17 protein-coding genes and 1 pseudogene are annotated in these 23,054 nt (G+C 73.1%); 9 read left to right on the top strand and 9 right to left on the bottom strand.

What is annotated here, in order from left to right; translation table 11 throughout:
• Genes GA0070606_RS03375 through GA0070606_RS03365 form a run of 3 tightly spaced genes read left to right on the top strand, consistent with a single transcriptional unit; the run spans window position 1 to window position 4,184 of the window.
• Window positions 1-2,154, top strand: a complete 2,154-nt coding sequence (locus GA0070606_RS03375) for an alpha/beta hydrolase-fold protein (protein WP_091095008.1) — start codon at window positions 1-3, stop codon at window positions 2,152-2,154.
• A complete protein-coding gene (locus GA0070606_RS03370; protein WP_091095007.1) occupies window positions 2,151-3,362 on the top strand; it encodes a CaiB/BaiF CoA transferase family protein in 1,212 nt (403 codons plus the stop codon). The genes GA0070606_RS03375 and GA0070606_RS03370 overlap by 4 nt, the downstream gene beginning before the upstream one ends.
• On the top strand, window positions 3,363-4,184 hold the full coding sequence (locus GA0070606_RS03365; protein WP_091095006.1) for an HpcH/HpaI aldolase/citrate lyase family protein: 822 nt from the start codon (window positions 3,363-3,365) through the stop codon (window positions 4,182-4,184). It begins immediately after the preceding gene.
• Between the two features lie 73 nt (window positions 4,185-4,257).
• Here the strand turns inward: GA0070606_RS03365 and GA0070606_RS03360 are convergent, their stop codons facing one another.
• The 5 genes from GA0070606_RS03360 to GA0070606_RS03340 form a co-directional block, all read right to left on the bottom strand.
• Complete coding sequence (locus GA0070606_RS03360; protein ID WP_091095005.1) at window positions 4,258-4,908, bottom strand: C39 family peptidase; 651 nt, start codon at window positions 4,906-4,908, stop codon at window positions 4,258-4,260.
• A gap of 413 nt (window positions 4,909-5,321) precedes the next feature.
• Window positions 5,322-8,270: an ATP-binding protein gene (locus tag GA0070606_RS03355; RefSeq protein ID WP_245724552.1), complete on the bottom strand. Its 2,949-nt coding sequence runs from the start codon at window positions 8,268-8,270 to the stop codon at window positions 5,322-5,324.
• A 509-nt stretch (window positions 8,271-8,779) separates the two neighbouring features.
• Entirely contained in the window at window positions 8,780-9,811 is a 1,032-nt protein-coding gene (locus GA0070606_RS33835; RefSeq protein ID WP_091095004.1) for a T3SS (YopN, CesT) and YbjN peptide-binding chaperone 1, read from the bottom strand.
• On the bottom strand, window positions 9,798-10,157 hold the full coding sequence (locus tag GA0070606_RS03345; RefSeq protein WP_141721570.1) for a hypothetical protein: 360 nt from the start codon (window positions 10,155-10,157) through the stop codon (window positions 9,798-9,800). The genes GA0070606_RS33835 and GA0070606_RS03345 overlap by 14 nt, the downstream gene beginning before the upstream one ends.
• Window positions 10,158-10,287: 130 nt before the next feature.
• Window positions 10,288-10,773 (bottom strand): hypothetical protein, encoded by a 486-nt coding sequence (locus GA0070606_RS03340; protein ID WP_091095002.1) that lies wholly within the window; start codon window positions 10,771-10,773, stop codon window positions 10,288-10,290.
• A gap of 227 nt (window positions 10,774-11,000) precedes the next feature.
• On the opposite strand from GA0070606_RS03340, the gene htpG reads away from it, so the two are divergent.
• Window positions 11,001-12,929 carry a molecular chaperone HtpG gene (gene htpG, locus GA0070606_RS03335; RefSeq protein WP_091095001.1) on the top strand — a complete coding sequence of 643 codons (1,929 nt, stop codon included), beginning with the start codon at window positions 11,001-11,003 and terminating at the stop codon, window positions 12,927-12,929.
• 57 nt (window positions 12,930-12,986) lie between these two features.
• Here the strand turns inward: htpG and GA0070606_RS03330 are convergent, their stop codons facing one another.
• The 4 genes from GA0070606_RS03330 to GA0070606_RS31845 form a co-directional block, all read right to left on the bottom strand.
• On the bottom strand, window positions 12,987-14,228 hold the full coding sequence (locus GA0070606_RS03330; protein WP_176737226.1) for a DUF2254 domain-containing protein: 1,242 nt from the start codon (window positions 14,226-14,228) through the stop codon (window positions 12,987-12,989).
• Between the two features lie 189 nt (window positions 14,229-14,417).
• Window positions 14,418-15,506 (bottom strand): cytochrome bc1 complex Rieske iron-sulfur subunit, encoded by a 1,089-nt coding sequence (gene qcrA / locus GA0070606_RS03325; protein ID WP_091094999.1) that lies wholly within the window; start codon window positions 15,504-15,506, stop codon window positions 14,418-14,420.
• On the bottom strand, window positions 15,503-16,351 hold the full coding sequence (gene qcrC / locus GA0070606_RS03320) for a cytochrome bc1 complex diheme cytochrome c subunit (RefSeq protein WP_091094998.1): 849 nt from the start codon (window positions 16,349-16,351) through the stop codon (window positions 15,503-15,505). The genes qcrA and qcrC overlap by 4 nt, the downstream gene beginning before the upstream one ends.
• A 629-nt stretch (window positions 16,352-16,980) precedes the next feature.
• Window positions 16,981-17,382 carry a hypothetical protein gene (locus GA0070606_RS31845; protein WP_141721568.1) on the bottom strand — a complete coding sequence of 134 codons (402 nt, stop codon included), beginning with the start codon at window positions 17,380-17,382 and terminating at the stop codon, window positions 16,981-16,983.
• A gap of 357 nt (window positions 17,383-17,739) precedes the next feature.
• Between GA0070606_RS31845 and GA0070606_RS03315 the strand changes: the two are divergent.
• From GA0070606_RS03315 to GA0070606_RS03300, 5 genes and pseudogenes are all read left to right on the top strand, one after another.
• Window positions 17,740-17,955, top strand: a pseudogene (locus GA0070606_RS03315) (transposase family protein); the annotation flags it as partial.
• 116 nt (window positions 17,956-18,071) lie between these two features.
• Window positions 18,072-18,212 (top strand): hypothetical protein, encoded by a 141-nt coding sequence (locus GA0070606_RS32370; protein WP_176737225.1) that lies wholly within the window; start codon window positions 18,072-18,074, stop codon window positions 18,210-18,212.
• 143 nt (window positions 18,213-18,355) lie between these two features.
• Window positions 18,356-19,627: a cytochrome P450 gene (locus GA0070606_RS03310; protein ID WP_176737224.1), complete on the top strand. Its 1,272-nt coding sequence runs from the start codon at window positions 18,356-18,358 to the stop codon at window positions 19,625-19,627.
• A 286-nt stretch (window positions 19,628-19,913) separates the two neighbouring features.
• A complete protein-coding gene (locus GA0070606_RS32860) occupies window positions 19,914-20,387 on the top strand; it encodes a helix-turn-helix transcriptional regulator (protein WP_091094996.1) in 474 nt (157 codons plus the stop codon).
• Between the two features lie 255 nt (window positions 20,388-20,642).
• On the top strand, window positions 20,643-23,042 hold the full coding sequence (locus GA0070606_RS03300; protein WP_091094995.1) for a sensor histidine kinase: 2,400 nt from the start codon (window positions 20,643-20,645) through the stop codon (window positions 23,040-23,042).
• Window positions 23,043-23,054 lie beyond the last annotated feature (12 nt).

The following is a 23,054-nucleotide window of genomic DNA, read 5'->3' as shown; positions in this document are numbered from 1 at the left end:
ATGAGCAGACGCTGGCGGATCGGCGGCGGCGTGGCCGCCGTGCTCCTCGCGCTCGGGCTGGCCGGCGCGGAGCCGGCCGCCGCGGAGCGGCTGCCCGCGGGCACCCTGACCACCGCCTCGGCGCCCTCGCCGGCGCTGGGCGGCGGCATCGACTACACCGTCTACCTGCCGCACGGCTACGACGCCGCCGGCGCCACCCGCTACCCGGTGCTCTACCTGCTGCACGGCCGGGGCGACACCATGACGGCGTGGACGCGGGTGAAGGCCGACCTGGACCGGCTGATCGCCGACGGCGAGGTGCCCCCGGTGATCGCCGTGCTGCCCGACGCCCCGTGGAGCAGCCGCGGCAACTGGTACGTCGACTCCGCGTACACCGGCGCGGACGACCCGGGCCGGCCGGTGGAGACCGCGCTCACCCGGGACCTGGTGGCGCACGTCGACGGCACCTACCGCACCGCCGCGCACCGCGGCGCCCGGCTGGTCGGCGGCTACTCGATGGGCGGCGCCGGCGCCCTGCGCTACGCCCTGGCCCACTCCGACCTCTTCGCCAACGCGCTGGTGCTCAGCCCGGCGGTGTACCGGCCGCTGCCGCCGGCCGACTCCTCGGCACGCGAGTTCGGCGCCTTCGGCTCCGGCGAGCAGCGCTTCTCCGACGAGGTCTACCAGCGGCTCAACTACCCGGCGCTGCTGCCCGGGCTGGACCCGGAGTCGCCGGTTCGGCTGTACATCGCCGTCGGCGACGACGAGTGGGCCAACCCGAACCCGGCGGACGCGGCACACGACCTGGACTACGAGGCGGCGACCCTCTACAACGCCGTGCGCCGCGCCGACGGGGTGGCCGCCGAGTTCCGGGTGCTCGACGGGGGACACGACTGGGACGTCTGGCGACCGGCCTTCGTGGACGGCCTGCGGCGGCTGGCGCCCACGCTGAGCGTCACCCCGCCGGCGGGGCTGCCCGGGCCGGCGTACGGCAGCGCGGGCACCGACTGGGCCGGCGGCGTCGCCACCCACCCGGACGGCGCCACCACCATCGGGTACGCGGCCTCCGGTCCGGTGGCCGGCCAGCCGCACGCGGGCGGACTGGACGCCGTGGTGAGCCGGCTGGACGCCACCGGCACCCGGTGGACGACCCAGTTCGGCAGCCCCGCCAACGACCGGCTCCACGGAGTGGTGCCGCTCGCCGACGGCGGCGTGGTCGCGGCCGGCTACACCCGGGGCGACCTCGACGGCCGGCACCCCGGCAGCCCCGCCGACGACGGGTTCGTGACCCGGCTGACCGCGACCGGGCAGCGGGCCTGGTTGACCCAGGCCGGCGACCCGGCCAGGGCGGACCGGTTCTACGCGATCGCGGCCGCCCCGGACGGCGGCGCCTACGTCGCCGGCTACACCAGCGGTTCGTTCGACGGGACGACCCCGGCGGGGGACAAGGACGCGGTGCTGGCCCGGATCGCCCCGGACGGGTCGGTCGCCTGGAGCCGGCAGTTCGGCGGCCCCGGCGAGGACAAGGCGTACGCGGTGGCCGTCGACGCCGGAGGCGTGTACGTCGCCGGCGGCACCTCGGCCGGCCTGCCCGGCACCACCGCGCTCGGCGGCACCGACGGTTGGCTGGCCCGCTTCGACCCGGCCGGCAACCGGGGCTGGGCGACCTCGGTCGGCGGGGCGGGCGACGACCTGCTCGGCGGGGTCGCGGTCAGCTCCACCGGCACGGTGGTGGCCACCGGCTCGGTCGGCGGCGAGGCCGCCGCGGGCGGCACCGACGTGCTGACCGTGGCGTACACGGCGGCGGGCCGGCAGCGCTGGCGGACGGTGACCGGCGGTCGGGGCGCGGACGGCGGCGCCGACGTGGTGGCCCTGCCCGGCGGGGCGGTGGCCGTGGTCGGCTTCACCGGCAGCAGCCTCGGGGTGCCGGTCGGGGGAGCGGACGTGCTGACGCTGCGCCTGGACTCCCGTGGCCGCCAGCTCGGCGTCGCCCAGTACGGCACCGGCCGCGACGACGCCGCGGACGCCTTCGGCGAGGAGAACGTCTACGCCGCCCTCGGCGCCGACGGGCGGCTGCGGGTCAGCGGGCTCACCGCCGGGACGGTGCCGGGCGGGGCGCTCGGCAACGGCGACGTCTTCCTGGCCACCATCGATCCGGCGAAGGGAACGCCATGACGACCGCAGCAGAACCGGCCCGGCCCGGCCCACTCGACGGGGTGAAGGTGGTCGACCTGGCCACCCTCTTCGCCGGGCCGCTCGCCGCGGCGTTCCTCGGCGACTTCGGCGCCGACGTGGTCAAGGTGGAGCATCCGGCCAAGCCGGACCCGTCGCGTGGGCACGGCCCGGCAAAGGACGGCGTCGGGCTGTGGTGGAAGGTGCTCGGGCGCAACAAGCGCACCGTCACCCTGAACCTGTCCGACCCGCGGGGCGCCGAGCTGCTGCGCCGGCTGCTCGCCGACGCGGACGTGCTGGTGGAGAACTTCCGCCCCGGCACCCTCGAGCGGTGGGGGCTCGGCCCGGCCGAGCTGCACGCGGTCAACCCCCGGCTGGTGATCGCCCGCATCAGCGGCTTCGGTCAGGTCGGCCCGTACGCGCGGCGGCCCGGGTTCGGCACCCTGGCCGAGGCGATGAGCGGCTTCGCCGCCGTCACCGGGGAGCCGGACGGGCCGCCGACCCTGCCGCCGTTCGGGCTGGCCGACTCGGTGACCGCGCTGGCGGCCGCGTACGCGGTCATGCTGGCGCTGCGGGCCCGCGACCTCACCGGGGCCGGGCAGGTGGTCGACCTCGCCATCATCGAGCCGATCATGGCCATGCTGGGCCCGCAGATCACCTGGTACGACCAGCTCGGCTACGTCCAGCCCCGGCTGGGCAACCGGTCCAACAACAACGCGCCGCGCAACACGTACCGCTGCGCCGACGGGCGCTGGGTGGCGGTGTCGACCAGCGCGCAGAGCATCGCCGAGCGGGTGCTGCGGCTGGTCGGCCGCCCGGAGCTGGTGGACGAACCGTGGTTCGCCACCGGCAGCGGCCGGGCCGCGCACGCCGACGAACTGGACGCCGCCGTGGGCGCCTGGGTCGCCCAGCGCGACCGGGACGAGGTCGTGGCGGCGTTCGAGGCCGCCCAGGCGGCGGTCGCCCCGGTCTACGACGTGCGCGACATCCTCGCCGATCCGCAGTACGCCGCGCTCGGCACCGTCCGCACCGTTCCCGACGAGGAACTGGGCGAGGTGCGGATGCAGAACGTGCCGTTCCGGCTCTCGGCGACGCCCGGGGACATCCGCCACGCCGGGCGCCGGCACGGCCAGGACACCGACGCGGTGCTGCGGTCCCTCGGCCTGACCGACGCCGAGCTGGCGGCACTGCGCGAGAAGGGGGTGATCTGATTGCTGCTGACCTGGCTCTACGTGCCCGGCGACCGGCCGGACCGGTTCGCCAAGGCGGTCGCCTCGGGCGCCGACGCGGTGATCCTCGACCTGGAGGACGCGGTGCTCGCCGACCGCAAGGCGTACGCGCGGCAGGCCGTCGCCGAGTTCCTCGGGCAGCCGCATCCGGTGCCGGTCCAGGTCCGGGTCAACGAGCTGACCGGCCCGGACCTCGACGCCGACCTGGCCGCGCTGGTCGGCCGCCCCGGGCTGGCGGGGCTGCGGCTGCCGAAGGTGGAGTCGGCGGACGCCGTCGCCGCCGTCGCCGCCCGGGTGGACGCCCCGCTGCACCCGTTGATCGAGTCGGCCCTCGGCCTGGAGTCCGCGTACGCCATTGCCGCCGCCGACCCCGCGGTGGCCTCGATCGGTCTCGGCGAGGCCGACCTGCGCTCCGACCTCGGCGTCGACGACGACGCCGGCCTGGCCTGGGCCCGTGGCCGGGTCGTGGTGGCGGCCCGCGCGGCCGCCCTGCCCCCGCCCGCCATGTCGGTGTACGCGCACGTCGCCGACCTCGACGGCCTCGCCGCCTCGTGCGCCCTCGGCCGGCGGCTCGGCTTCCTCGGCCGGGCGGCCATCCACCCGCGCCAGCTTCCGGTGATCGCCGAGGCGTTCCGTCCGGCGGAGGGCGAGGTGGCCCGCGCGGAGGAACTGCTCGCCGCGGTGGCGGAGGCGCAGACCCGCAGCTCCGGCACGGTGGTGCTGCCGGACGGTCGGTTCGCCGACCGGGCCATGGTCGCCGCCGCCCGTCGCACCGTCGACCTCGCCGCCCGCTACGCGGCCTGACGCGGGCACGACGAAAGGGCCGGCCCCTTGTCGGGGCCGGCCCTTGTCGTTGGTGGTGGTGTCGAGCGGTCGGTCAGGCGGTGTAGCCGCGGGTGGCGATCCAGTCGGCGAGGGTGTCGATGCTCATCCGGTAGGAGGCCTGGTTGGGGTCGGCGGAGTCGGCGATGGTGACGGTGTTGCCGTTGTCGCGGTAGCCGACGACGCTGATGTAGTGGCCGCCTTCGAAGGAGTGGGTGGTGCCGTCGGTGTCGGTGGCGGTGCCGGCGATGTTGGCGACGACGGCGTGGCCTTCGTCGATGGCGGTGACGATGTCGGTGCGCAGCTTGTGGGTCTGCTTGTCGTCGGCGGTGGCTTCGCGGATCTCGACGGACTGGTAGGCGTCCTTACCGGTTTCCTTGTTGAGGACGGGGGTGATGTCGTTGATGGAGTTGGTGCCGGCTTCGGTGGTGCCCATCAGTTTGGCCATGCCGTCGACGTCGATGTTCTTGCCCTGGACGCTGAGGGCGTTGCGGGCGGCGGCGGGGCCGCAGTAGTAGAAGTTCGGCTGGGCCTCGTAGCGGACGCCGAGTTCCCGCTCGCCGTTCTTGCGGTCCTGAGTGACCGAGACGGGATTGCTGCCGGTCGGGGCGGCGTGGGCGGTGGTGACGGGGCCGGCGATGGCGCCGCCGGTGAAGGCGAGGCCGGCAGCGGTCAGGGCGGTCTTACGCAGGATGTCGGTACGCATGGTGAGGTCACCTTTCGATCGGGGGTACGCGGACACGCCGGGGGTGGGTCGTGTCGCGGGTCGGGAAAGGTCACGCCAGAAAATGCAGGGTGCGCCCCTTGCGGTGCGGGGTGGGGCGCGGGGCTTCCGGGGGAGGTAACCGGTGGGGGTGGGCCGGGTGTTTCCGGCGGCCGCCGCAGCCGGCGGTGTCCCTGGGTCCGGGGGATGTAACGACGTGGGTCCGGCCGGCATTCCGGCCGCCGCCCCGGGCCAACGCAGGGCCGGGGGGTCACGCGCTCACGGGTGGTTACAACGCCCCGCGTCGGCGGGCGATGCCCGCCGGGCCGGTGACCCCCACCACCGCAATCATGACGAACCAGACAGGCGTCACATCATCCCCACTGCGCCGCCCCCCGAACCGGACATCCGTAGCGTCAAGGGGCGGGCGGGAGGTGGCGTTCGATGGTGACCGTGGTGCCCTCGGCCGTCGACACCATCCGCACGTCGGCGTGCGCGTTCATCAGCGTGGCGCCGCGCCCCCGGTCCATGGCGGGCCGGCGGTCCCGCCAGGTGCCGAAGTCGCGTACCGAGATCCGGACCGTGCCGTCGGCGACCCGGAGCCGCACCCGCACCTCGGGCCGGCTGGGGCGCTGCGCGTGCTCCACGGCGTTGTTGACCGCCTCGGAGGCGGCCAGCAGCAGATCCTGCACGATGTCCGGGTCGACGTCCACGGCCTCCAGCGAGGTTCGCACGTCCCGGCGCATCGCCGCGGCCGAGGTGGGCTTCGACGGGTACGTCCATCCGGTGTCCAGCGCCGTCAGGTGCGCGTCCCCGCCGTCCCGCGTGCGTGGCCCGTCCCCGGCCGTGGCGGGGTCGCCCGGCGGGAGCGGGCCGGTGGCCCGGGACCGGTCGGCCGGCGCCCCGGCGGCGGAGGCGGGGCCTGCGTCCCCGGGCGACGGAAGTGTCCCCGTGCCGTGCGAGTCGTCCCGGCCACGCCCACCCGACGACGAGCCGTACCCGGGATCGCCGCCAGTGCCCGGAACGGCGTCCACCGGACCGGACGGCGTCCCGCCACGCGTGGCGTCGTGCGGGTCGTCGGAGCGGGCCGCGCCGCCGAGCGGGCCACGCCCCCGGACGCGGGCGCCGTGCAGGTTCGCCCGGATCCGGGCGATCAGCTCGCCCGCCGCGAAGGGCTTGACGACGTAGTCGTCGGCGCCCAGGTCGAGCCCTTCCACGCTGGCGTCCCCGCCGGCGCGCGCGGAGAGCACCACCACCGGCAGTTCCCGGGTGTCGGCCTGCTGGCGCAGCCGGCGGACCAGTTCGAAGCCGTCGACGTCGGGCATCATCACGTCGGTGAGGACGAGGTCCGGCCGGTCCCGGCGGATCGCCTCCAGCGCCTGCCGGCCGTCGCCCACGGTCTCCACCCGCCACCCCTGCCCGGCCAGCAGCCGGGCCAGGTAGGCGCGCATGTCCGCGTTGTCGTCGGCGACCAGGATCCGCGCGCCCGGTAGCGCGTCCACGGCCCCGTACGGCGACACCACCGGTCCGGCCGGCGCGGTCGCCGACGCCTGCGCCGGGTCGGCCAGCCAGCCGATCGCCTCCTGCGCGGCGGCCCGGGCCGCGCCGCCCACACCGTCCGGGGCGCCCACGCCGTCCACGTCCGCCGGGTTGGCCGGCCGGCCCGCCACGGACCAGGGCAACGCCACGGTGAACGTCGTCCCCGCCCCCACCCGGCTCTCCACCCGTACGTCGCCGCCCTCCAGGCGGGCCAGCTCGCGGACCAGGGGCAGCCCGATGCCGGTGCCCTCGTGGCTGCGGGACCGGGCGCCGTGCACCCGGTGGAAGCGCTCGAAGAGCCGGGGCAGTTCCTCCTCGGCGATGCCGATGCCCGTGTCGGCGACGGTCAGCCGCACCTCCTGGCCGTCGGCGGCCAACCCGACCCGGATCCCGCCGACGAAGGTGTACTTCAGGGCGTTGGACAGCAGGTTGGTGACGATGCGCTCCCAGTTGACCGGATCGACGGCCACCGGGCGCGGCAGGGGCGGGCAGTCCACCTCCAGGCGCAGCCCGGCGCGCTCCACGGCCGACCGGAAGACGCTTGCCAGTTCGGCGGTGAGCGCGGCCAGGTCGACCTCTCGGGCCTGGCTCTGCGCCCGGCCGGCCTCCAGGCTGGAGAACGTGAGCAGGCTGTTGACCAGGGTGAGCAGTCGGGTGGCGTTGCGCCAGGCGGTGTCGACCCGCTCGCGCTGCGCGGCGGACAGCGGGTGCTCGTGGTCGTTGAGGGCGTCGGCGAGCGGGCCCAGCATCAGCGTCAGCGGGGTGCGGAACTCGTGGCTGACGTTGGTGAAGAAGCTGGTCTTGACCCGGTCCAGCTCGGCGAGCGCCTCGGCCCGCCGGCGCTCCTCCTCGTACGCCTGCGCGTTGCGCACGGCGACGGCGACCTGCTGGGCCAGCAGCGCGTAGAACGACCGGTACGCCTCGTCCAGCTCCCGGCTCGGGCTCACCCCGACCAGCAGCACCCCGAGCGGCTGGTCCGCCTCGGCCGACGGCAGCGGCAGGGCCAGCGCCGTGTCGACCGGATCGTCCCAGGGGCCGGCGGGCACGGGCAGCCGCTCGGCCAGCCCGGTGACCTCGGTGGCCTCGCCAGCGGCGGCGACCGCCAGGCCCCACTGCCGATCCTCGGCCGCCGGCAGGGTGACCGGCAGCGCGGCGGTCACCTTCTCGCCGCCGACGCAGGCGACCCGGCGCAGCAGCACGTCCTCGCGCAGGTAGATCGCGGCGAACGGGACGTCCAGCGGGTGTCCGCCGACGGCCTCGGCCAGCCGGGCGCAGGTGCTCGCCACGTCGACGGTCCGGCCGTCGCCGCGGACGGCCAGGTCGCGCAGCAGGCGCAACCGGCGCTCGCCGACCACCTGGTCGGTGACCTCGCTGCACACGGTGAGCACGCCCACCGTGCGGCCCTCGTCGTCGCGGGCGGGGGCGTGCGAGACGCTGAAGTACGCCTCCTCGCGGTAACCGGCCCGGTCGAGCAGCAGTCGCAGGGCCGGTACCCAGCTCGCGACCCCGGTCGCCATCGCCTCGTCGATCAACGGGGCCAGCACGTCCCAGCCCTCGGCCAGGGTGACCCGCACGTCGTCGCCGAGCGCGTCGGGGTGCTTGTCGCCGATCAGCGCCGAGTACGCGTCGTTGTAGAGCTGGGTGAACCGGTCGCCCCAGAGCAGCAGCATCGGGTAGCGGGACGAGAGCACCACGCGGACGGCGGCACGCAGGCTCTGCGGCCAGCCGTCGACCGGGCCGAGCGGAGTGGCCGCCCAGTCCAGCCGTGCCATCAGCCGCCCGGTCTCGCCGCCGTCGGCGAACAGGTCCCCCGTGGGCCGCGTCACCCTCGGTCGCACCCCATCGCAGCCCTCACTTCCGGGCCCGACCGACCCTTGCTGGTGTTACCCGTTCATCCTGGCACCCGGCTCGAACCGCACCTCCGCCGGCACCCCAGCGCGTCTCTCTACCCACGTGCCGGCTCGGCCACACCTCCCGGCCCGGATCGGATTTCCGGCTTCCGCGACCGGCCCGCGCGCCGGTACGCCACCCGTCGGCGGCCCGCGCCGGTACGCGGCCCGTCGGCGGCCCGCGCCGGTACGCGGCCCGTCGACGTCGACGTCGGCGGCCAGCGTTGGTGGGCGACCTGCCGGCACCGTCGGCCGGCCAGTGCCGGTGGGCGACCTGCCGGCACCGCCGGCCGGCCAGCGCCGGTGGGGACCTGGCCAGCGACGGAGGCGCTCCCCGGACGGTGGGCGACCTGGCCAGCGAGACGGAGGCGCTCCCCGGCCGGTGGGGCGCGGCCGGCCCGGGCGGCGGGCGGGTCGGGCGCGGTCGGGTCCGGCGTTTCGGCGGATCAGTCCCGGCCGGCCGCGCGGCGGCGCAGCAGGGTGATCGCCTCGTCGACGAGACCGTGCTCGGTGAGCAGCGTGAGCAGCAGCGGCAGAGGGCGCCAGTCGCCGCCGTCGACCGCCTGCCGCAGCAGCGCGATCGCCTCGTCGTGCCGGCCCCGGGCGGCCAGCAGGGTGGCCAGCTCGTCGCGGGCCCTCGGGTCGCCCTGGTCGGCGGCGATCCGCCAGTACAGTTCGGCCTCCTCGGCGCGCCCCTCCTCGGCGAGCAGCGCCGCGAGCCGGGCGGCGGCGTGCCAGTCGCCGTGCTCGGCGCGGAGCCGCAGCTCGTCGGTCCGCCCCCGGTCGGCCAGCAGGTCGACCAGGACGCTGCCCGCCCCGCTCGCGCCGGCCCGGTCCAGGTCGCGCAGGTAGCCGGCGGGGTCGGGGACCGCGGCCAGGCCGGTGGACTCCTCGCCGAAGAAGCGGCTGCCGCCGAACTCCCGCCGGAGGCGGTCGTCGAGGTCGTCGGCGAGTTCGACCATGGCGCGTACGGCCAGCAGCAGGTGGGTGGGCGCGAAGTCCTTCCCGAAGACGGGGACGGACGCCCAGACGGTGTCGCCGGTGCAGTAGACCCGGCCGACGACGAGACCGTTGGTGAGGTCGGAGAGCCGCCGGTAGAGCGACTCGGTCGGCTCGACCCCGGTGAGCAGCGGCGAGAAGACGTCGACCAGGGGCGGGTCGTCCTGTGCCCGTACGAAGATCATGGCGGAGCCGACGCGGACGGCGACGTCGCCGTCGGCGTCGACGCGCAGCTGGTCGGCGGTGACGCCCAGGATGCCGGCCAGCACCTGCTTGACCCGTTGGGTCAGCTTGCCGCCGTGGTCGGCGTCCCCGACGGGCGCCAAGGCGGGACCAGGGCTCGCCGGGACCACCGGCCTCGCGGCGAGCGCGGCGGCGAGCCTGGTGCGGGTCGGCACGGGAACGGCCCTCGCCGTGGTGGCCGGTCGGGCCGCCAGCGCGCTGACGAACCTGCCCAGCAGGCTGTCACGCGGCGTCATCGTGCTCGCCGTCCGGTCCGCGGGGCGTGTCCTCGGTCGGCTGGTCGGTCACCCGGACCTGGTCGAACATCTTGGCGATCACGAGCGGCGCCGCCACCCCGAAGGTGAAGCTGGCGAAGGCGGTGGTGGCGAGGCCACCCGCCCCGGCCGCGGCGGCGAGCCCGGTGCCGGCCACGGTCCGCAGCAGCACCGCGAAAACCACGATCGGGGCGTCCCGCCGGTCCCGCCACGGCCACTGCCACCGGCCCTGCGACTCGGTGGTGGGGCGCATCATCCCGGACAGGTTGAGCGCCTCGGCCACCGCGCTGCCGACCAGTCCCCACATCGCGGCCATCCATAGAGACACATCCCTACCGTACTGACCGCCGGATGTGGCGGTCGCACCAGCCCTCGGCTCTCCCCGGCGGCCACGGTGACGCCACCGTCGACGGTACGGGCCTCCGGCAAGGCGCGCGACCACTCACGGTCGACGCAAACTACCCCACGAACACGTTGATCAGGATTCCCACCGGTATCCCCGCGGCGAAGAAGAACCACTGCATCCGCAGGCCCCGTCGTTCCATTCGCCGCAGCTCGTTTCTGACGATGTCGTTGAGCTGCGAGACGACGCGATCGTGCGGCGGCGACATCCCCGGTGGGGGCAGGTGTGGTTGCTCGGCCGACGGGACGGATGTCGACGGTGGGTGCAGCGCCTCGTCGATCTTCGCCGTGATGCGGGCGGTCTGGCGCTTGTTGCCCGACGCGGCGACCAGGGAGCCGACGAACGCCAGCGCGATCCCGGTGAAGAGGACCGCCAGGGCCCACTCCGACGGATCCTCCTCGCTCAGTGTTGCTGGATTGACCGCGATGTCCAGTACGGGACCGGCGATCGCCACCAGCGCGCCGACGATCGTCAGGATCGTGGCGACGGGGGTGTCCCGGTATCCCTCGCGGAGAAACCCAGCGGACTCGTTCGGGGCCATGAACCAACATATAGGCCATCTTCGCCAGGGGACGAAGCGACCGCCGCAGCCGTCGCGGGGTGCCACGGTTGGCGCCGTCCATCTGGCGGACGTGGGGACGACCCGGTGTCCCGACTCTTCCGGGTCAGCGGCCGGGTCTGCCTGTGACGCCCGGTCGGGCGGTCGCCGTCTCGCGGCGAGCGACGACTCGTATCCTTTCCGCGAACCTCTCTGGTGGGCTTTCGAGGATGAAGGGACACGGTGTGAGCAACCGGGCCGAGACGTTGGAGTTCCAGGCCGAGGCGCGTCAGCTGCTCCAGCTGATGGTCCACTCGATCTATTCGAACAAGGACGTCTTCCTGCGCGAACTGATCTCGAACGCGTCCGACGCGCTGGACAAGCTGCGCCTGGCGTCGATGGTCGACAAGGACCTGGAGGTCGACACCTCCGACCTGCACATCGAGATCGAGGTCGACAAGGCGGCACGCACGCTGACCGTCCGGGACAACGGCATCGGCATGTCGCGCGACGAGGTCGTCCAGGTGATCGGCACGATCGCCAAGTCGGGTACGGCGGAGCTGCTGCGCAAGCTGCGCGAGTCCGCCGACGCCGGGGCGCGGCAGGAGCTGATCGGCCAGTTCGGCGTCGGCTTCTACGCGGCGTTCATGGTCGCCGACCGGGTCGAGCTGGTGACCCGGCGGGCGGGGGAGACCGGCGGCACCCGCTGGGAGTCGGCCGGCGAGGGCACCTACTCGGTCGAGCCGGTCGACGAGGCGGCGCAGGGCACGTCGGTGACCCTGCACCTCAAGCCGGCCGACGCCGAGGACAACCTGCACGACTACACCGCCGAGTGGACGATCCGGGAGATCGTCAAGCGCTACTCCGACTTCATCGCCTGGCCGATCCGGATGACCGTCGAGCGTCCGGGCGAGGGCGACGCGACCACCACCGAGACCCAGACGCTGAACTCGATGAAGGCGCTCTGGGCGCGGCCCCGCGACGAGGTCGACGAGGCCGAGTACAAGGAGTTCTACAAGCACGTCAGCCACGACTGGGCCGACCCGCTGGACATCGTGCACATGAAGGGCGAGGGCACCTTCGAGTACGAGGCCCTGCTGTTCATCCCGTCGCACGCGCCGCTGGACCTGTTCGCCCCGCAGGGCCGCCGCGGCGTGCAGCTCTACGTCAAGCGCGTCTTCATCATGGACGACTGCGAAGCGCTCATGCCCAACTACCTGCGCTTCGTCAAGGGCGTCGTCGACGCGCACGACCTGTCGCTGAACATCAGCCGGGAGATCCTCCAGCAGGACCGGCAGATCCAGGTCGTCCGCCGCCGGCTGGTCAAGAAGATCCTGGCCACCGTCAAGGACATGAAGGCCAACCACGCCGAGCGCTACCGGACGTTCTGGACCGAGTTCGGCGCCGCGGTCAAGGAGGGCCTGATCGACGACACGGAGAACCGGGACACCCTCCTGGAGATCCTCTCCGTGGCCTCGACCCACGACCCGGCCGAGCCGACCGACCTCGCCGGCTACGTCGGCCGGATGAAGGACGGGCAGAGCGACATCTACTACGCCACCGGCGAGTCCCGCTCCATGATCGAGAATTCGCCGCACATGGAGGCGTTCCGCGCCAAGGGCTACGAGGTGCTGCTGCTCACCGACCCGGTCGACGAGGTGTGGGTCGAGCGCGTCGGCGAGTACGAGGGCAGGACGCTGCGTTCGATCGCCAAGGGCCAGGTCGACCTGGACACCGAGGAGGAGAAGAAGGCGGCCGAGGCCGAGCGCGAGCAGCAGCGCAAGGACTTCGCCGACCTGCTCACCTGGATGGGCACCACGCTCGCCGACTCGGTCAAGGAGGTCCGGCTCTCCTCCCGGCTGACCACGTCGCCGGCCTGCGTCGTCGGCGACGCCCACGACATCACCCCGACGCTGGAGAAGATGTACCGGGCGATGGGGCACGAGGTGCCGTCGGTCAAGCGGATCCTGGAGCTCAACCCGGGGCACCCGCTCGTCACCGGGCTGCGCAAGGCCCACGAGCAGGGCGGCGCCGAGGAGTCGCTGAAGGAGACCGCCGAGCTGCTGTACGGCATGGCGCTGCTCGCCGAGGGCGGGGAGCTGGCCGACCCGTCCCGGTTCACCCGCATCCTCGCCGACCGTCTCGCGCGTACCCTCTAGCGCTCCCGCGGGTCGGTCGGCGCGGGACGGCCGGCCGACCCGCGTCGGCGCACGGATTCACGGCTCGGTGGGTGGCTTCGTTCCACCTGGGGTCGGGTTGGTGTCCAGTAGCCTCCGGCGGCGGCTGATCGCGGGGCGGTGGTAGTCGGCCGCGGCCACGGCGAGGTCGTCGAGGACCCGGCGCAGGAGGTCCACGATTCTGGGTTGGTCACGTCCGGCGTGGGCAACGTCATCGATGGCGACGGCCAGGAAACTGGCGAACGACTGTCGCGGCGCCACGGCCCGCAGTCGTCCCTGGGCGTCGAAGACGGCCTCGGGCTGGTCGGGGCGGGTCGCGAGCCGCCGCAGCAGGTCGTGGGATTCCTGGATGGCGCGTACGGCGGTGGTGAGGTCGTTGACGCCGGGGGAGAGGGCGCGCTCGGCGATGTCGGCCAGTTGCCGGAAGCCGAAGCCGACGTCCCTGCCGGGGCTGCGTTCGGGCCCGATGGTGACCGCCGCGGCGGCGACGCCGGGCGGCAGCGGGCGCGGCGGGGTGTCGGTGACGGGATATGTCGCCAGGAGCGGCTGACCCGCTACGACGAAGTCACCCGGGGCCGGGAGGACGACGACGAGGCAGTGGTGACGGCCGGCCGTACGGGCGAGCCGGTCGACGTCGATGTCGGTGATCATGCCGCTGCTGTCGGCGGCGACGATCTGGAACGGAGGGCCGGACGGGACGGCGGGATTCGTGCCGGGGCCGACGCGGTGGTGGGTGTCGACGCTTCGGCGGGTCTGGGCGCCGATGGCGGCGACGACGTGGGACACCCTCATGATCGTTGTGACGTGGTGCAGGTACCACACGAAGACGGCGCTGCTTGCCAGGACGAGCAGCAGACTGGTGGCCAGGGACAGTTCCGGCACCCGTGGTCCGGGCCGGTCGGGCAGTGCGGCGAGCACGACCATGGCGAAGAGGAAGGTCGCGATGAACAGTCCGAGGGCGGCCTGGATGACGCGGTCTTCGAGAAAGGTGCGCAGGATCCGGGGAGAGTACTGGCTGGCGACCAACTGCAGGGCGACCACGGTGATGGAGAAGACCAGCGCGGTGAGAGAGATCATCGCGGTGATGATCGCGGAGAGCAGCGCGCGGGCACCGGCTGGCCCGCTGGGCAGGACGTTGTTCAGCGGCAGGACGAGACGCAGCTCCACGGTCGACAGGGCGATCGCCAGCAGCAGGGAGCAGGCGGCGAAACAGGCAGGCATCAGCCAGAAGCTGTCGCGGATCGCGGCAGTACGGGTGGAGCGGGTCTGCCGACGGGCCACGAGGGACGAGTCCCCCGAACCGCCTTGTTCACACCTGCCCGGACGGAAGCCCCGGCCTGACGGAGGCCCCGGCATCGCGGAACCCGCGGAAGGCGGTGGGGAAGACACCGCCCGACCCCGGTCGGGGCGGCAGGCGGCGCGGGCGAGACGCAGGGACGGCGACGGTCTGCCGGACCGACAGCGGCCGGGTCAGGGGCGTTCCCAGAAGTCCGGGCCGATCGGCTCCTGGTAGTCGGAGGTGGCGACGAAGAACCCTTCGTCGTCGACCTCGATGGGCAGTTGGGGCAGGCGGCGGCTGGCGGGGCCGAAGATGGGCTTGGCGTTGTCGGTGACGAGGAACTGCGACTGGTGGCACGGGCAGAGCAGCCGGTTGGTCTGCTGCTCGTAGAGGCTGGCGGGACAGCCGGCGTGCGTGCAGATCTTGGAGTAGGCGATGTAGTTGCCCCACATCCAGTCCACCCGACCGATGTCACGGTTGTTCTCCCGTGCGGTCAGGGCGTCTGCGGCGCGCAGGTGGATGAGCAGGGTGACCGAATCGGCGTACTGGTTGCTGACACCGTGGGGGATCCCGGGAAACACGGTGAGCTGCCCGCCGGGCAGCAGGAACGAGGGCCGCACCGGTCGACCGTCCTCGCGTACGAGCCGGACGCGGGTGACCGCGCCGTTGTCGTCGGCGGGCGCGAACCCCGTGGTGAACAGTTCCCGGCCGTCGTGCGGATCCTTGATCAGCCCACCGACCAGTGGCGCGGCGACGGCAGCGCCGACCGGAGCCAGCCCGGCCAGGAGGGAGACCCCGAGCAGGGGGCGGCGCCGGACGCCCAGTTCGTCGACCATGTGCAGCATCGTCTGGCCGGTGATCCTCTGCTCGTCGGGGGAGACGGCCCCCTCGTGCCGGTCCTGGATCGATATCTCCTTGGGCAGCAGCTTCTTGCCCCACACCAGGATGCCGAAGCCGATACCGAGCATGGCGATGCCCGCGGTCGCGCCGAGCAGCGGGGTGTAGAGCTCCTCGATGTCGCCGCGGAGGCGGTACCGCCACGGCCACCAGATGTAGACGACCAGGAACGCCGTGCCCGCGAGCCCGGCGAGCAGGAACAGGGCGGCCACCGTCCTGCTCAGCCGCTGCTCGGCCCGGGAGCCGGGTGCGACCTGCGGCTCGTAGTGGACTATCTCGATGTCGTCGCGGCGTGCACCTTCGCGTACCACCTCGAAGCGGGACAGGTTCCGACCGGTCACCTCGACCGGCCCCCGGCCCTGCCGTGTCAGGTGCTCGCTCACGACTTTCCTGCGATCCACAAGCTGGCGATGACCAATGCGACGATGCCGACCAGGAAGACCGTGAGGCCCTCGGTGGACGGGCCGTAGCGGCCGAGATTGAACCCGCCCGGGTCGCGGTCGTCCTGTACGACCTGCTGGATGTAGGCGATGACGTCGGCCTTCTGCTCAGGGGTGAGCGCGCTGTCGCCGAAGACCGGCATGTTCTGCGGGCCGCTGAGCATGGCCGCGTAGATGATCCGATCGGTGGCGGGATACAGGCTGGGGGCGTACTTTCCGGAGGACAACGCGCCCCCACCGCCGCCGAACGCATGGCACTGCGAGCAGTTGATTCGGAACAGTTCACCGCCGCGTACCAGATCGGCGTCGGGGATCGCGCCTCCGACGGAGTCCGGCACGACCGGTCCGCCGCCGAGTTCCTGAATGTAGGCGGCCAACTGGCGGACCTGTTCGTCGGTGTAGAGCTGCGGCTTGCGCATGGCCTGCGCCTCCTGGCGTGCCAGCGGCATTCGGCCGGTGCCGACCTGGAACTCCACCGACGCCGCGCCGACGCCGACGAGACTCGGGCCGCGACCCTGCACCCCCTGGGCGTTGTTGCCGTGACAGGTGACGCAGCCGAGGTCGAACAGGGCCTCGCCCTCGGCCGCGGCGCCGCTGAACCGTGGGGTCTCGTCCGCGCGGACGCTGGGTGCGAAGGCGGCGTATGTTCCGCCCGCCAGCATCAGTGCGACGACGAGTCGCACGCCCGCGCCGACACGCCGACGAGTCCGAAGGGTGACCGGTGTAGGCCGCCAGCGAACCGGGCGGAGGCGAGACTGCGGGCGACGACGGTGATGGTCGTTGGCCATGGTTCGCCCCTGCGTGGATCGGATGGTCGGGATGCGGAACGCCGTCGGGGCAGCATCCACCTGTCAATCGCGCTCACAGCGGATACTATCGGCCATTCATCCGTCTTGACATGGTATCCGTCTTTAGCGCCCCCATGGAGCAGATGTCCGGTTTACTCGATCTGCTCAACGGCCCTCGGAGGCGGTCACCCGGAAGCCCGCCTAGCCCCGGCTCGCGGCAATGCGGCCGCGCCTTGCCGGGCGACCGCGCCGCTCGGCCTGGATGGTGAGTGTCGCTGCAGCCCCCGACGGGCCACCGCGATCATCGAGGCCATCCTCGCCCCGCATCACGATCCGACCAGCCAGACCCACGGCGAGAGGCGCTCAGCGCGACTGCCGAGCTCGGGTTGTGTGCCCTTCAAGAATTGACTGTGGGGCGAAGATCGAAGGGGTCGACGCCCAAGGGGTCAGGGCGACAAGGTCGTATGCCTGGTCGGGCATACACCTTGTCGCCCTGGCCAGTTCACCTCAGAGGCGCGAAGATGGTCGCTATGTGACTGGTTGTGCCGTTGCTCAATCACCGCGCTGGTAGCTGCGCAAAACTCAAGGCGCTCTGTTCGCAGCGACCAACGGCAGTGGGGGGAGCCCTGTCAGTTGTAGTGGGCGAACTCCGTGTAGTCGTTCCAGATCCAGCCCTTAACGCCAGTGCAGCAGTCCGAGTGCCACCACACGTTTCCGTGATTGTTCACGCAGCGCTTGTCGATGCGGAAAAGCGTCTTGGACTTCCATGTGGCTACCACAGGGGATGACCCGTAGTAGCTGCTGTGCACCTTCGCGCTGCCGACGATGACTCGCCTCATGTGCGGCGTCCAGTTCGCACATGACGCCATGGTTCCGAAGTCCATCGTTTCGGCGTCTCTCCCATCCACCGTCGCGCTCGGAATGGGTTCGACCGCCGCAGATGCCGGTACCGCGACGGGAAGGATGCCGGCAAACGCGAGTGCGAGTGCTCCCCCCGCCGCTGCGAGTCGCTTCTTCGCTGCTTTTTTCATGAATCACTCCGTATCTGCAGTAGTTATAGATGGACCGTAAGGGTGCCGCAGTTCCTGCGGAGTCCGCCCTTGGTAACGGATCGATAAACATGGCTTGACCAGGGTTTTTTGGTGGGCTCTCGTGAACAAATCTAAAGGACGCCTCGTAACTCGGTGAAGGTGTTCCCAGCAGCGGTGTCGGTCAATGGGCCATTTTCCTCGTGATCAAGGGTTCCTGAGCAGGCGCTCAGTGGTGTGTCGCTGCTCCAGATAGTGCGGACGAAGCTCCCGGCAGGACAGCAGTCGACCAAGACGCGCTGCCCGGCAGGGGAGCTTCGTTGCTGACCTGTCCCGCCGTCCACGCCCAGTCTCACCCGCCTGACCGAGCTGATCCGCGACCGCCGACGTGCGCTCGGCGCCCGCTGGCGGAGGCTGCCTGCGCAGCGGCGGGCGCTGATGGCCGTGGCCCACCTGCGCAACGGCGACACCCGCACCCGGCTGGCCGCCGGCTTCGAGGTGTCGGTGGTCACCGTGTGGCGCGACCTGCGCGACGCCGTCGACCTGCTGGCCGCCTGCGCCGACGACCTCACCGCCGTCCAAGGCGACCGCGGCACCGTCTGGACCCCGTTCAAACGCCGCCGCACCCGCCTGTCCCGCCGGCAGGAGTCGTCAATCGGCGCGCCCCGCGCCCGCTTTTTCGACGGGCCGCCATGAACACGCGGGCGGCGCGGCGAGGTGGTGACCTGCCGCGTGCCCTTGCGTCGTTTACGCTGGTCGGCGCGATGGTCGCCGAGCAAGAGGCGTCCCGCAAGTTGCAGGACGAAATGGCGCGCGCGTTCCCGACGACGTGAATCCGCGAATACATGAATTGACGAATACTGATGTTGACTTCGTCCCTCAATTGACGCACCGTGAGGGCGCGCGGCGGTGACCCCGGACCCGGGAGGACGTTCGGCAATCCCGTGGCGCGGTCATGGCACTCCAGGAGGCGGTCATGCGGTTGGATCCGTTCGCAGGGGCGTATCTGTCCGATCCGGCGCACGTGTGGAGGCGACTGCTCGACGAATCCGGCGGGGTGCGCCACGACGACGAGCTCGGGCTGTGGTTGATCACCAGGCACGCCGACGTCCGCCGTGCGCTCGGTGACGTCGCGACGTTCGGCAACGCCCTCACCCTCGCCCCGGTCTACGACGTCTGCCCCGAGGCGATGGGCATCGTCGCCCGGATCGACGCGCCGCCCACCACCGCCGCCGCGGACCCTCCGGTGCATCCCAGGACACGTCGGGCCCTGCGGGCGACGTTCGCCAACACCCCCGAACGCGTCGAGCACCGGTACGGCGCGATCGTCAGGCGCCGGGTCGACGAACTGGTGTCCCGGCTCGTCGCGCGTGCCGGCGGGCGGGCCGACCTCGTCGCGGAGTTCACCACCGAGCTGCCCCTGCTGGTGGTGCTCGACATCCTCGGCGTGCCGGCGGAGGACGTCGGCCGGGTCAGGGCGTGGGCCGACGGTCAGATCGCGCTGATCTGGGGGCGACCGGAGCCGGCCGAGCAGGTCCGGCTCGCGCGCGGGCTGCTGGAGTTCTGGCGCTACTGCCAGGACCTGGTGGCCGCCCGACTCGACGGTGGCCGGTACGGCGACGACTACGTCGGGCAGTTGCTGGCCCACCGCGACGGCGACGACGAGGTGCTCACGGTGGCCGAGGTGTCGAGCATCGTGTTCAACCTCCTGGTCGCCGGGCACGAGACGACCGCCGGGCTCCTCGCCCACGCGCTCGACCAGGCGCTGTCGTGCCCGGACCGGTGGCGGGAGATCGGGGCGGACCCGCAGTGCGTTCCGGCGTTCCTGACCGAGACGCTGCGGTTCGCGCCCGCCATCGACGGTTGGCTGCGGGTGACCCGCCGGCCGGTGACTTTGGGCGGCGTCACCGTCCCGGCCGGGGCGCGCTGCCTGCTGCTCATCGGCGCCGCGAATCGGGATCCGGCGGTATTCGCCCGCCCGGAGCAATTCGATCCGCGCCGGCCCGACGCCGACGGCCACGTGTCGTTCGGGCACGGTCCCCATTTCTGCATCGGGGCGGCATTGGCGCGACTGGAGGCGCAGGTGGCGCTGACCCGGCTCGCCGAGGCAATTCCCGGTCTTCGTCTGGCGGCCGGCCACCGCCGTTCGTACAAGGCCAATGTCGCGTTCCGGGCGCACCGGAGCCTGCCCGTGGTCGTCGACGTGGCGGTGTCGTCCGGTGCGCCGGCGGCGCCCGTCGCCGGATGACCGGCGGCCCCGGGGCGGTGTCGTGCCGGCCCCGATCCCGTGCCCGGAGACGGCTGGACGCCTCCGTCGCGCCGGCGGCACGCGGTGGCGTCCCGGTGCGCGCCGAGACACCGGAGCGGCTGTCCCTGACCCCCCACCTGCGGTTGGCGACCACTGTGCGAAGTCACGTCTTCACACCCGTCGGCTCGTGGGTTAAGAATTGTCCCCTGCGAATGTCCAGTCATCGCCCAAACTCGATTTGACGCTGATCCGGTTGCCAGTCGATCGGCGTCGCGAAGGTGAACACATGGATCGCACGCCCCCGTCGAGCGCCGCCGGCGCCGGTGCCATCCACCGGTTCCGTTCCGAACTGCGCACCTGGCGTACGCGGCGGGGGCTGACCCAGCGTGCGCTGGCCGAGCGGGTGCGGTTCAGCCGGGAGACGGTCGCCGCGGTCGAGTCCGGACGCCGGTACGGCAGCCACGAGTTCGCCGTCCGCTGCGACGAGGTGCTCGGCACCGGCGGGCGCCTCGCGGCGCTGTGGCCGCAGGTCGCGGCGGAGCAGCTGGCGGCGGACGGCCGTCGGGGCCCCCGGTTCGGGGAGGTGGCCCGGCTCGATCCGGCCCTCGCGCCGCCGACGCCACGGCGCGACGCGCGGGATCCGGAGGCGGTCGTCGCGGCGATAGACGAGCTGCGGGAGCTGATCGACCAGGTGCTCAGCGTCCAGCCGGAGACGGACGTCCCGCCGCACCCCTCGGGCGGGCGGTCCGGGCGTTCCTGACGTGCGCGGCGGCCGGTACGCCCCGAACTGGGTCGACGTTGCTGACGCTGGGTACAGATGCTGGTACGGGCTGTTTGTACCACCGTCAGGTCTGGTCTGCGGGCGCGGGTTCCGGCGGAATGAGACGTGCATACGGCAAGGTGCACATAGGCCGTCTTGGATGAGTCGCGGGAGTCAGTCTTGGCGTCGAGCACGAGGTCCCACGCGGCCCGACCCTACCCGACCCGCCGCCGCGGTTGGAAGATTGCCACCCGGATGCGCCTCATCGTCGTCGCCCCGCTGGTCGCCGTGATGGGCTTCGCCGGCCTCGCGCTGACAGAGAGCGCCCGCCAGACGACCCGGGCGAGCGACCTCGGCACCCTGGCGCGGCTCGGCGCCGAGGCCGGCGACCTGGCCCACCGGCTGCAACGCGAGCGCGTCGTCGCCGCCGACCTGCTCAGCCGCGGCGCGTCGGAGCAGCAGGAGGCGTTCGCGGACGCCACCGCCGCCACCGACGCCGCCGTGGCCCGCTACCGCCGGCAGCGCGACCAGGCCCCCTCCGGCGCCGCGGCCAGCCGGACCGCGCTGCAGCGGATCGACCTGGCGCTGGAAGGGCTGCCGCCGCTGCGCGCGCAGGTGCGCACGGCGGCGCACGCCTCGGTGTCCGCGATGACCTTCAGCTACCGGATCGCGATCGCCGACCTGCTCAGCCTCCGCGAGAGCGTCACCCTCGGCGTGGTCAACGCCCGGATCGCGGACGGCATGCGCGCCTCCGCGGCGCTGTCCAAGGTGGCCGAGTCGGTCGGACAGCAGCAGGTCGCCGTCCTGCGCGCGATCGCCGCCGACGGACTGACCCCCGCCATGCAGCAGGACATCGCCGCGGCCCGGTCCGGCTTCACCGAGTCCAGCCTCTCGTTCCTGGCACTGGCCCGGCCGGCCTGGCAGGGCTGGTGGGAGCAGGCGGGCAGCGGCGAGGACGCCCTGCTGCTGCAACGGATGCAGGACGAGGTGTCGAGGACCCGGCCGGGAACCCGGCTGCGGCTGGACCCGGGCGCCTGGGTCACCGCCACCCAGCAGTGGTCCGTGCGCCTCGCCGAGCTGCGCCAACGGGTCGACGCGGCGGTGCTCGACGACATCCGCGACGCCCACGCCGACCAACGGCGGCGTACGGCCGTGGAGGCCGCCGCCGCGGTGGCGGCCCTGCTGCTCACCGCCCTGGTCACCTGGGCGGTGGCCCGGCAGATCACCCGGCGCCTGCGGCGGTTGCGGGACGCGGCGAACGCCGTCGCCTTCGAACGGCTGCCGCAGGTGGTGGCCCGGCTCCAACACCCCGGCAGCTCGTCGCTGGACCCGGACGAGCTGGCCCGGCGGCAGTCCGCGGAGACGCTGGAGGCGTCCAGCGGCGACGAGATCGGCGAGGTGGGGGAGGCGTTCGCGGCTGTGCACCGGGCGGCCGTGCGTACGGCGGCCGAGCAGGCGGTCATGCGGGCCAACACGGCCGACATCTTCATCCACCTCAGTCGCCGGGAGCAGCGGCTGGTCGACGCGGTGCTGGCACAGGTCGACAAGGTCGAGCGGGACGAGACCGACCCCGAGCGGCTGGACCAGCTGTACACGCTGGACAACCTGGCCACCCGGATGGGGCGGATCAACGCCAGCCTGCTGGTGCTCGGCGGGGTGGGCGTCGGGCGGGTACGCCAGCACGACGTGCCGCTGCAACAGGTGCTCCAGGCGGCGCAGAGCCAGATCGAGCACTACGCCCGGATCCGCCTCGGCCTGGTCGACGGCGACGTCGCCGTCTCGGCCGACGCCGTCGACGAGGTCGTGCACCTGCTGGCCGAGCTGATGGACAACGCCACCGGCTACTCCCCGCCCGGAACGGAGGCGTGGGTGACCGGCCGCAGCCTCGGCGACCGGGTGGTCGTCCAGGTCAGCGACGAGGGCGTGGGGCTGTCCGCGCAGCGACGTCAGCAGCTCAACGACCTGCTGGCCCGCCCGCCGGCCATCGACGTCGCGGCCGTGCGGGCGATGGGGCTGGTCGTCGTGGGACAGCTCGCGGCCCGGCTCGGCGTGGCGGTCCAGCTCCGTCCCGGGCCCCGCCGCGGCACCATCGCCGAGGCGGCGCTCCCCGCGACGATCATCCGTCCGCTGCCCCCGGAGGAGTTCCTGCTCACGCCCGCCCGGCCGTCGCGGCGCGCGGCCCGGACCACGGTCGGGCCGACGGCGTACCAAAGCGGGCCGACGGCGTACGAGGCCGCGGCGCCGGAGCCGTGGGCCGGGAGGCCGCCCGTCGAGCGGGCGCTGCCGGTGGCGCCGGTGTTCCGGCCCGCACCGACGTCGCCCGCGCGCGGTGACGAGCCCACCGAGGAACTCGTCATCTTCGAAGAGGTCAACCACTGGTTCCGGGCCAGCCACGACGACGGCGCGAACGGGACGCAGTGGGCGGGCCCCGCCGACGACGCCTGGCGCACCGCCGCCCGGGCCGACGCGCCCGAGGTCGTCGCCACCACCACGTCCGGCCTGCCCCGGCGTCAGCCGCAACGGCACCTGGTGCCGGGCGGCGTCACGGTGCCGAGGCAGCGCTCCGAGCACCGTGATCCGGCCCAGGTGGCCACCGCGATGGCCGCGTACGCGCGGGGCGTCGCGGGCCGCCGGCCCAATCCGATCAACAACTGACCCGACAGGGAG

The organism is Micromonospora citrea (genome assembly GCF_900090315.1).
GTDB lineage: Bacteria > Actinomycetota > Actinomycetes > Mycobacteriales > Micromonosporaceae > Micromonospora > Micromonospora citrea.
Note: the sequence above shows the minus strand (reverse complement) of the source record. Positions and strands in the feature narration are given on the sequence as shown.

What these genes read in the sequence shown, in the direction of transcription:
- GA0070606_RS32370 (WP_176737225.1), top strand. Translation starts at nt 18,072, where the DNA reads ATGAACACGCGGGCGGCGCGGCGAGGTGGTGACCTGCCGCGTGCCCTT.
- htpG (WP_091095001.1), top strand. Translation starts at nt 11,001, where the DNA reads ATGAAGGGACACGGTGTGAGCAACCGGGCCGAGACGTTGGAGTTCCAG.
- GA0070606_RS03310 (WP_176737224.1), top strand. Translation starts at nt 18,356, where the DNA reads ATGCGGTTGGATCCGTTCGCAGGGGCGTATCTGTCCGATCCGGCGCAC.
- GA0070606_RS03370 (WP_091095007.1), top strand. Translation starts at nt 2,151, where the DNA reads ATGACGACCGCAGCAGAACCGGCCCGGCCCGGCCCACTCGACGGGGTG.
- GA0070606_RS31845 (WP_141721568.1), bottom strand. Translation starts at nt 17,382, where the DNA reads ATGAAAAAAGCAGCGAAGAAGCGACTCGCAGCGGCGGGGGGAGCACTC.
- qcrC (WP_091094998.1), bottom strand. Translation starts at nt 16,351, where the DNA reads ATGGCCAACGACCATCACCGTCGTCGCCCGCAGTCTCGCCTCCGCCCG.
- GA0070606_RS03340 (WP_091095002.1), bottom strand. Translation starts at nt 10,773, where the DNA reads ATGGCCCCGAACGAGTCCGCTGGGTTTCTCCGCGAGGGATACCGGGAC.
- GA0070606_RS03375 (WP_091095008.1), top strand. Translation starts at nt 1, where the DNA reads ATGAGCAGACGCTGGCGGATCGGCGGCGGCGTGGCCGCCGTGCTCCTC.
- GA0070606_RS03300 (WP_091094995.1), top strand. Translation starts at nt 20,643, where the DNA reads ATGCGCCTCATCGTCGTCGCCCCGCTGGTCGCCGTGATGGGCTTCGCC.
- GA0070606_RS32860 (WP_091094996.1), top strand. Translation starts at nt 19,914, where the DNA reads ATGGATCGCACGCCCCCGTCGAGCGCCGCCGGCGCCGGTGCCATCCAC.
- GA0070606_RS33835 (WP_091095004.1), bottom strand. Translation starts at nt 9,811, where the DNA reads ATGACGCCGCGTGACAGCCTGCTGGGCAGGTTCGTCAGCGCGCTGGCG.
- GA0070606_RS03360 (WP_091095005.1), bottom strand. Translation starts at nt 4,908, where the DNA reads ATGCGTACCGACATCCTGCGTAAGACCGCCCTGACCGCTGCCGGCCTC.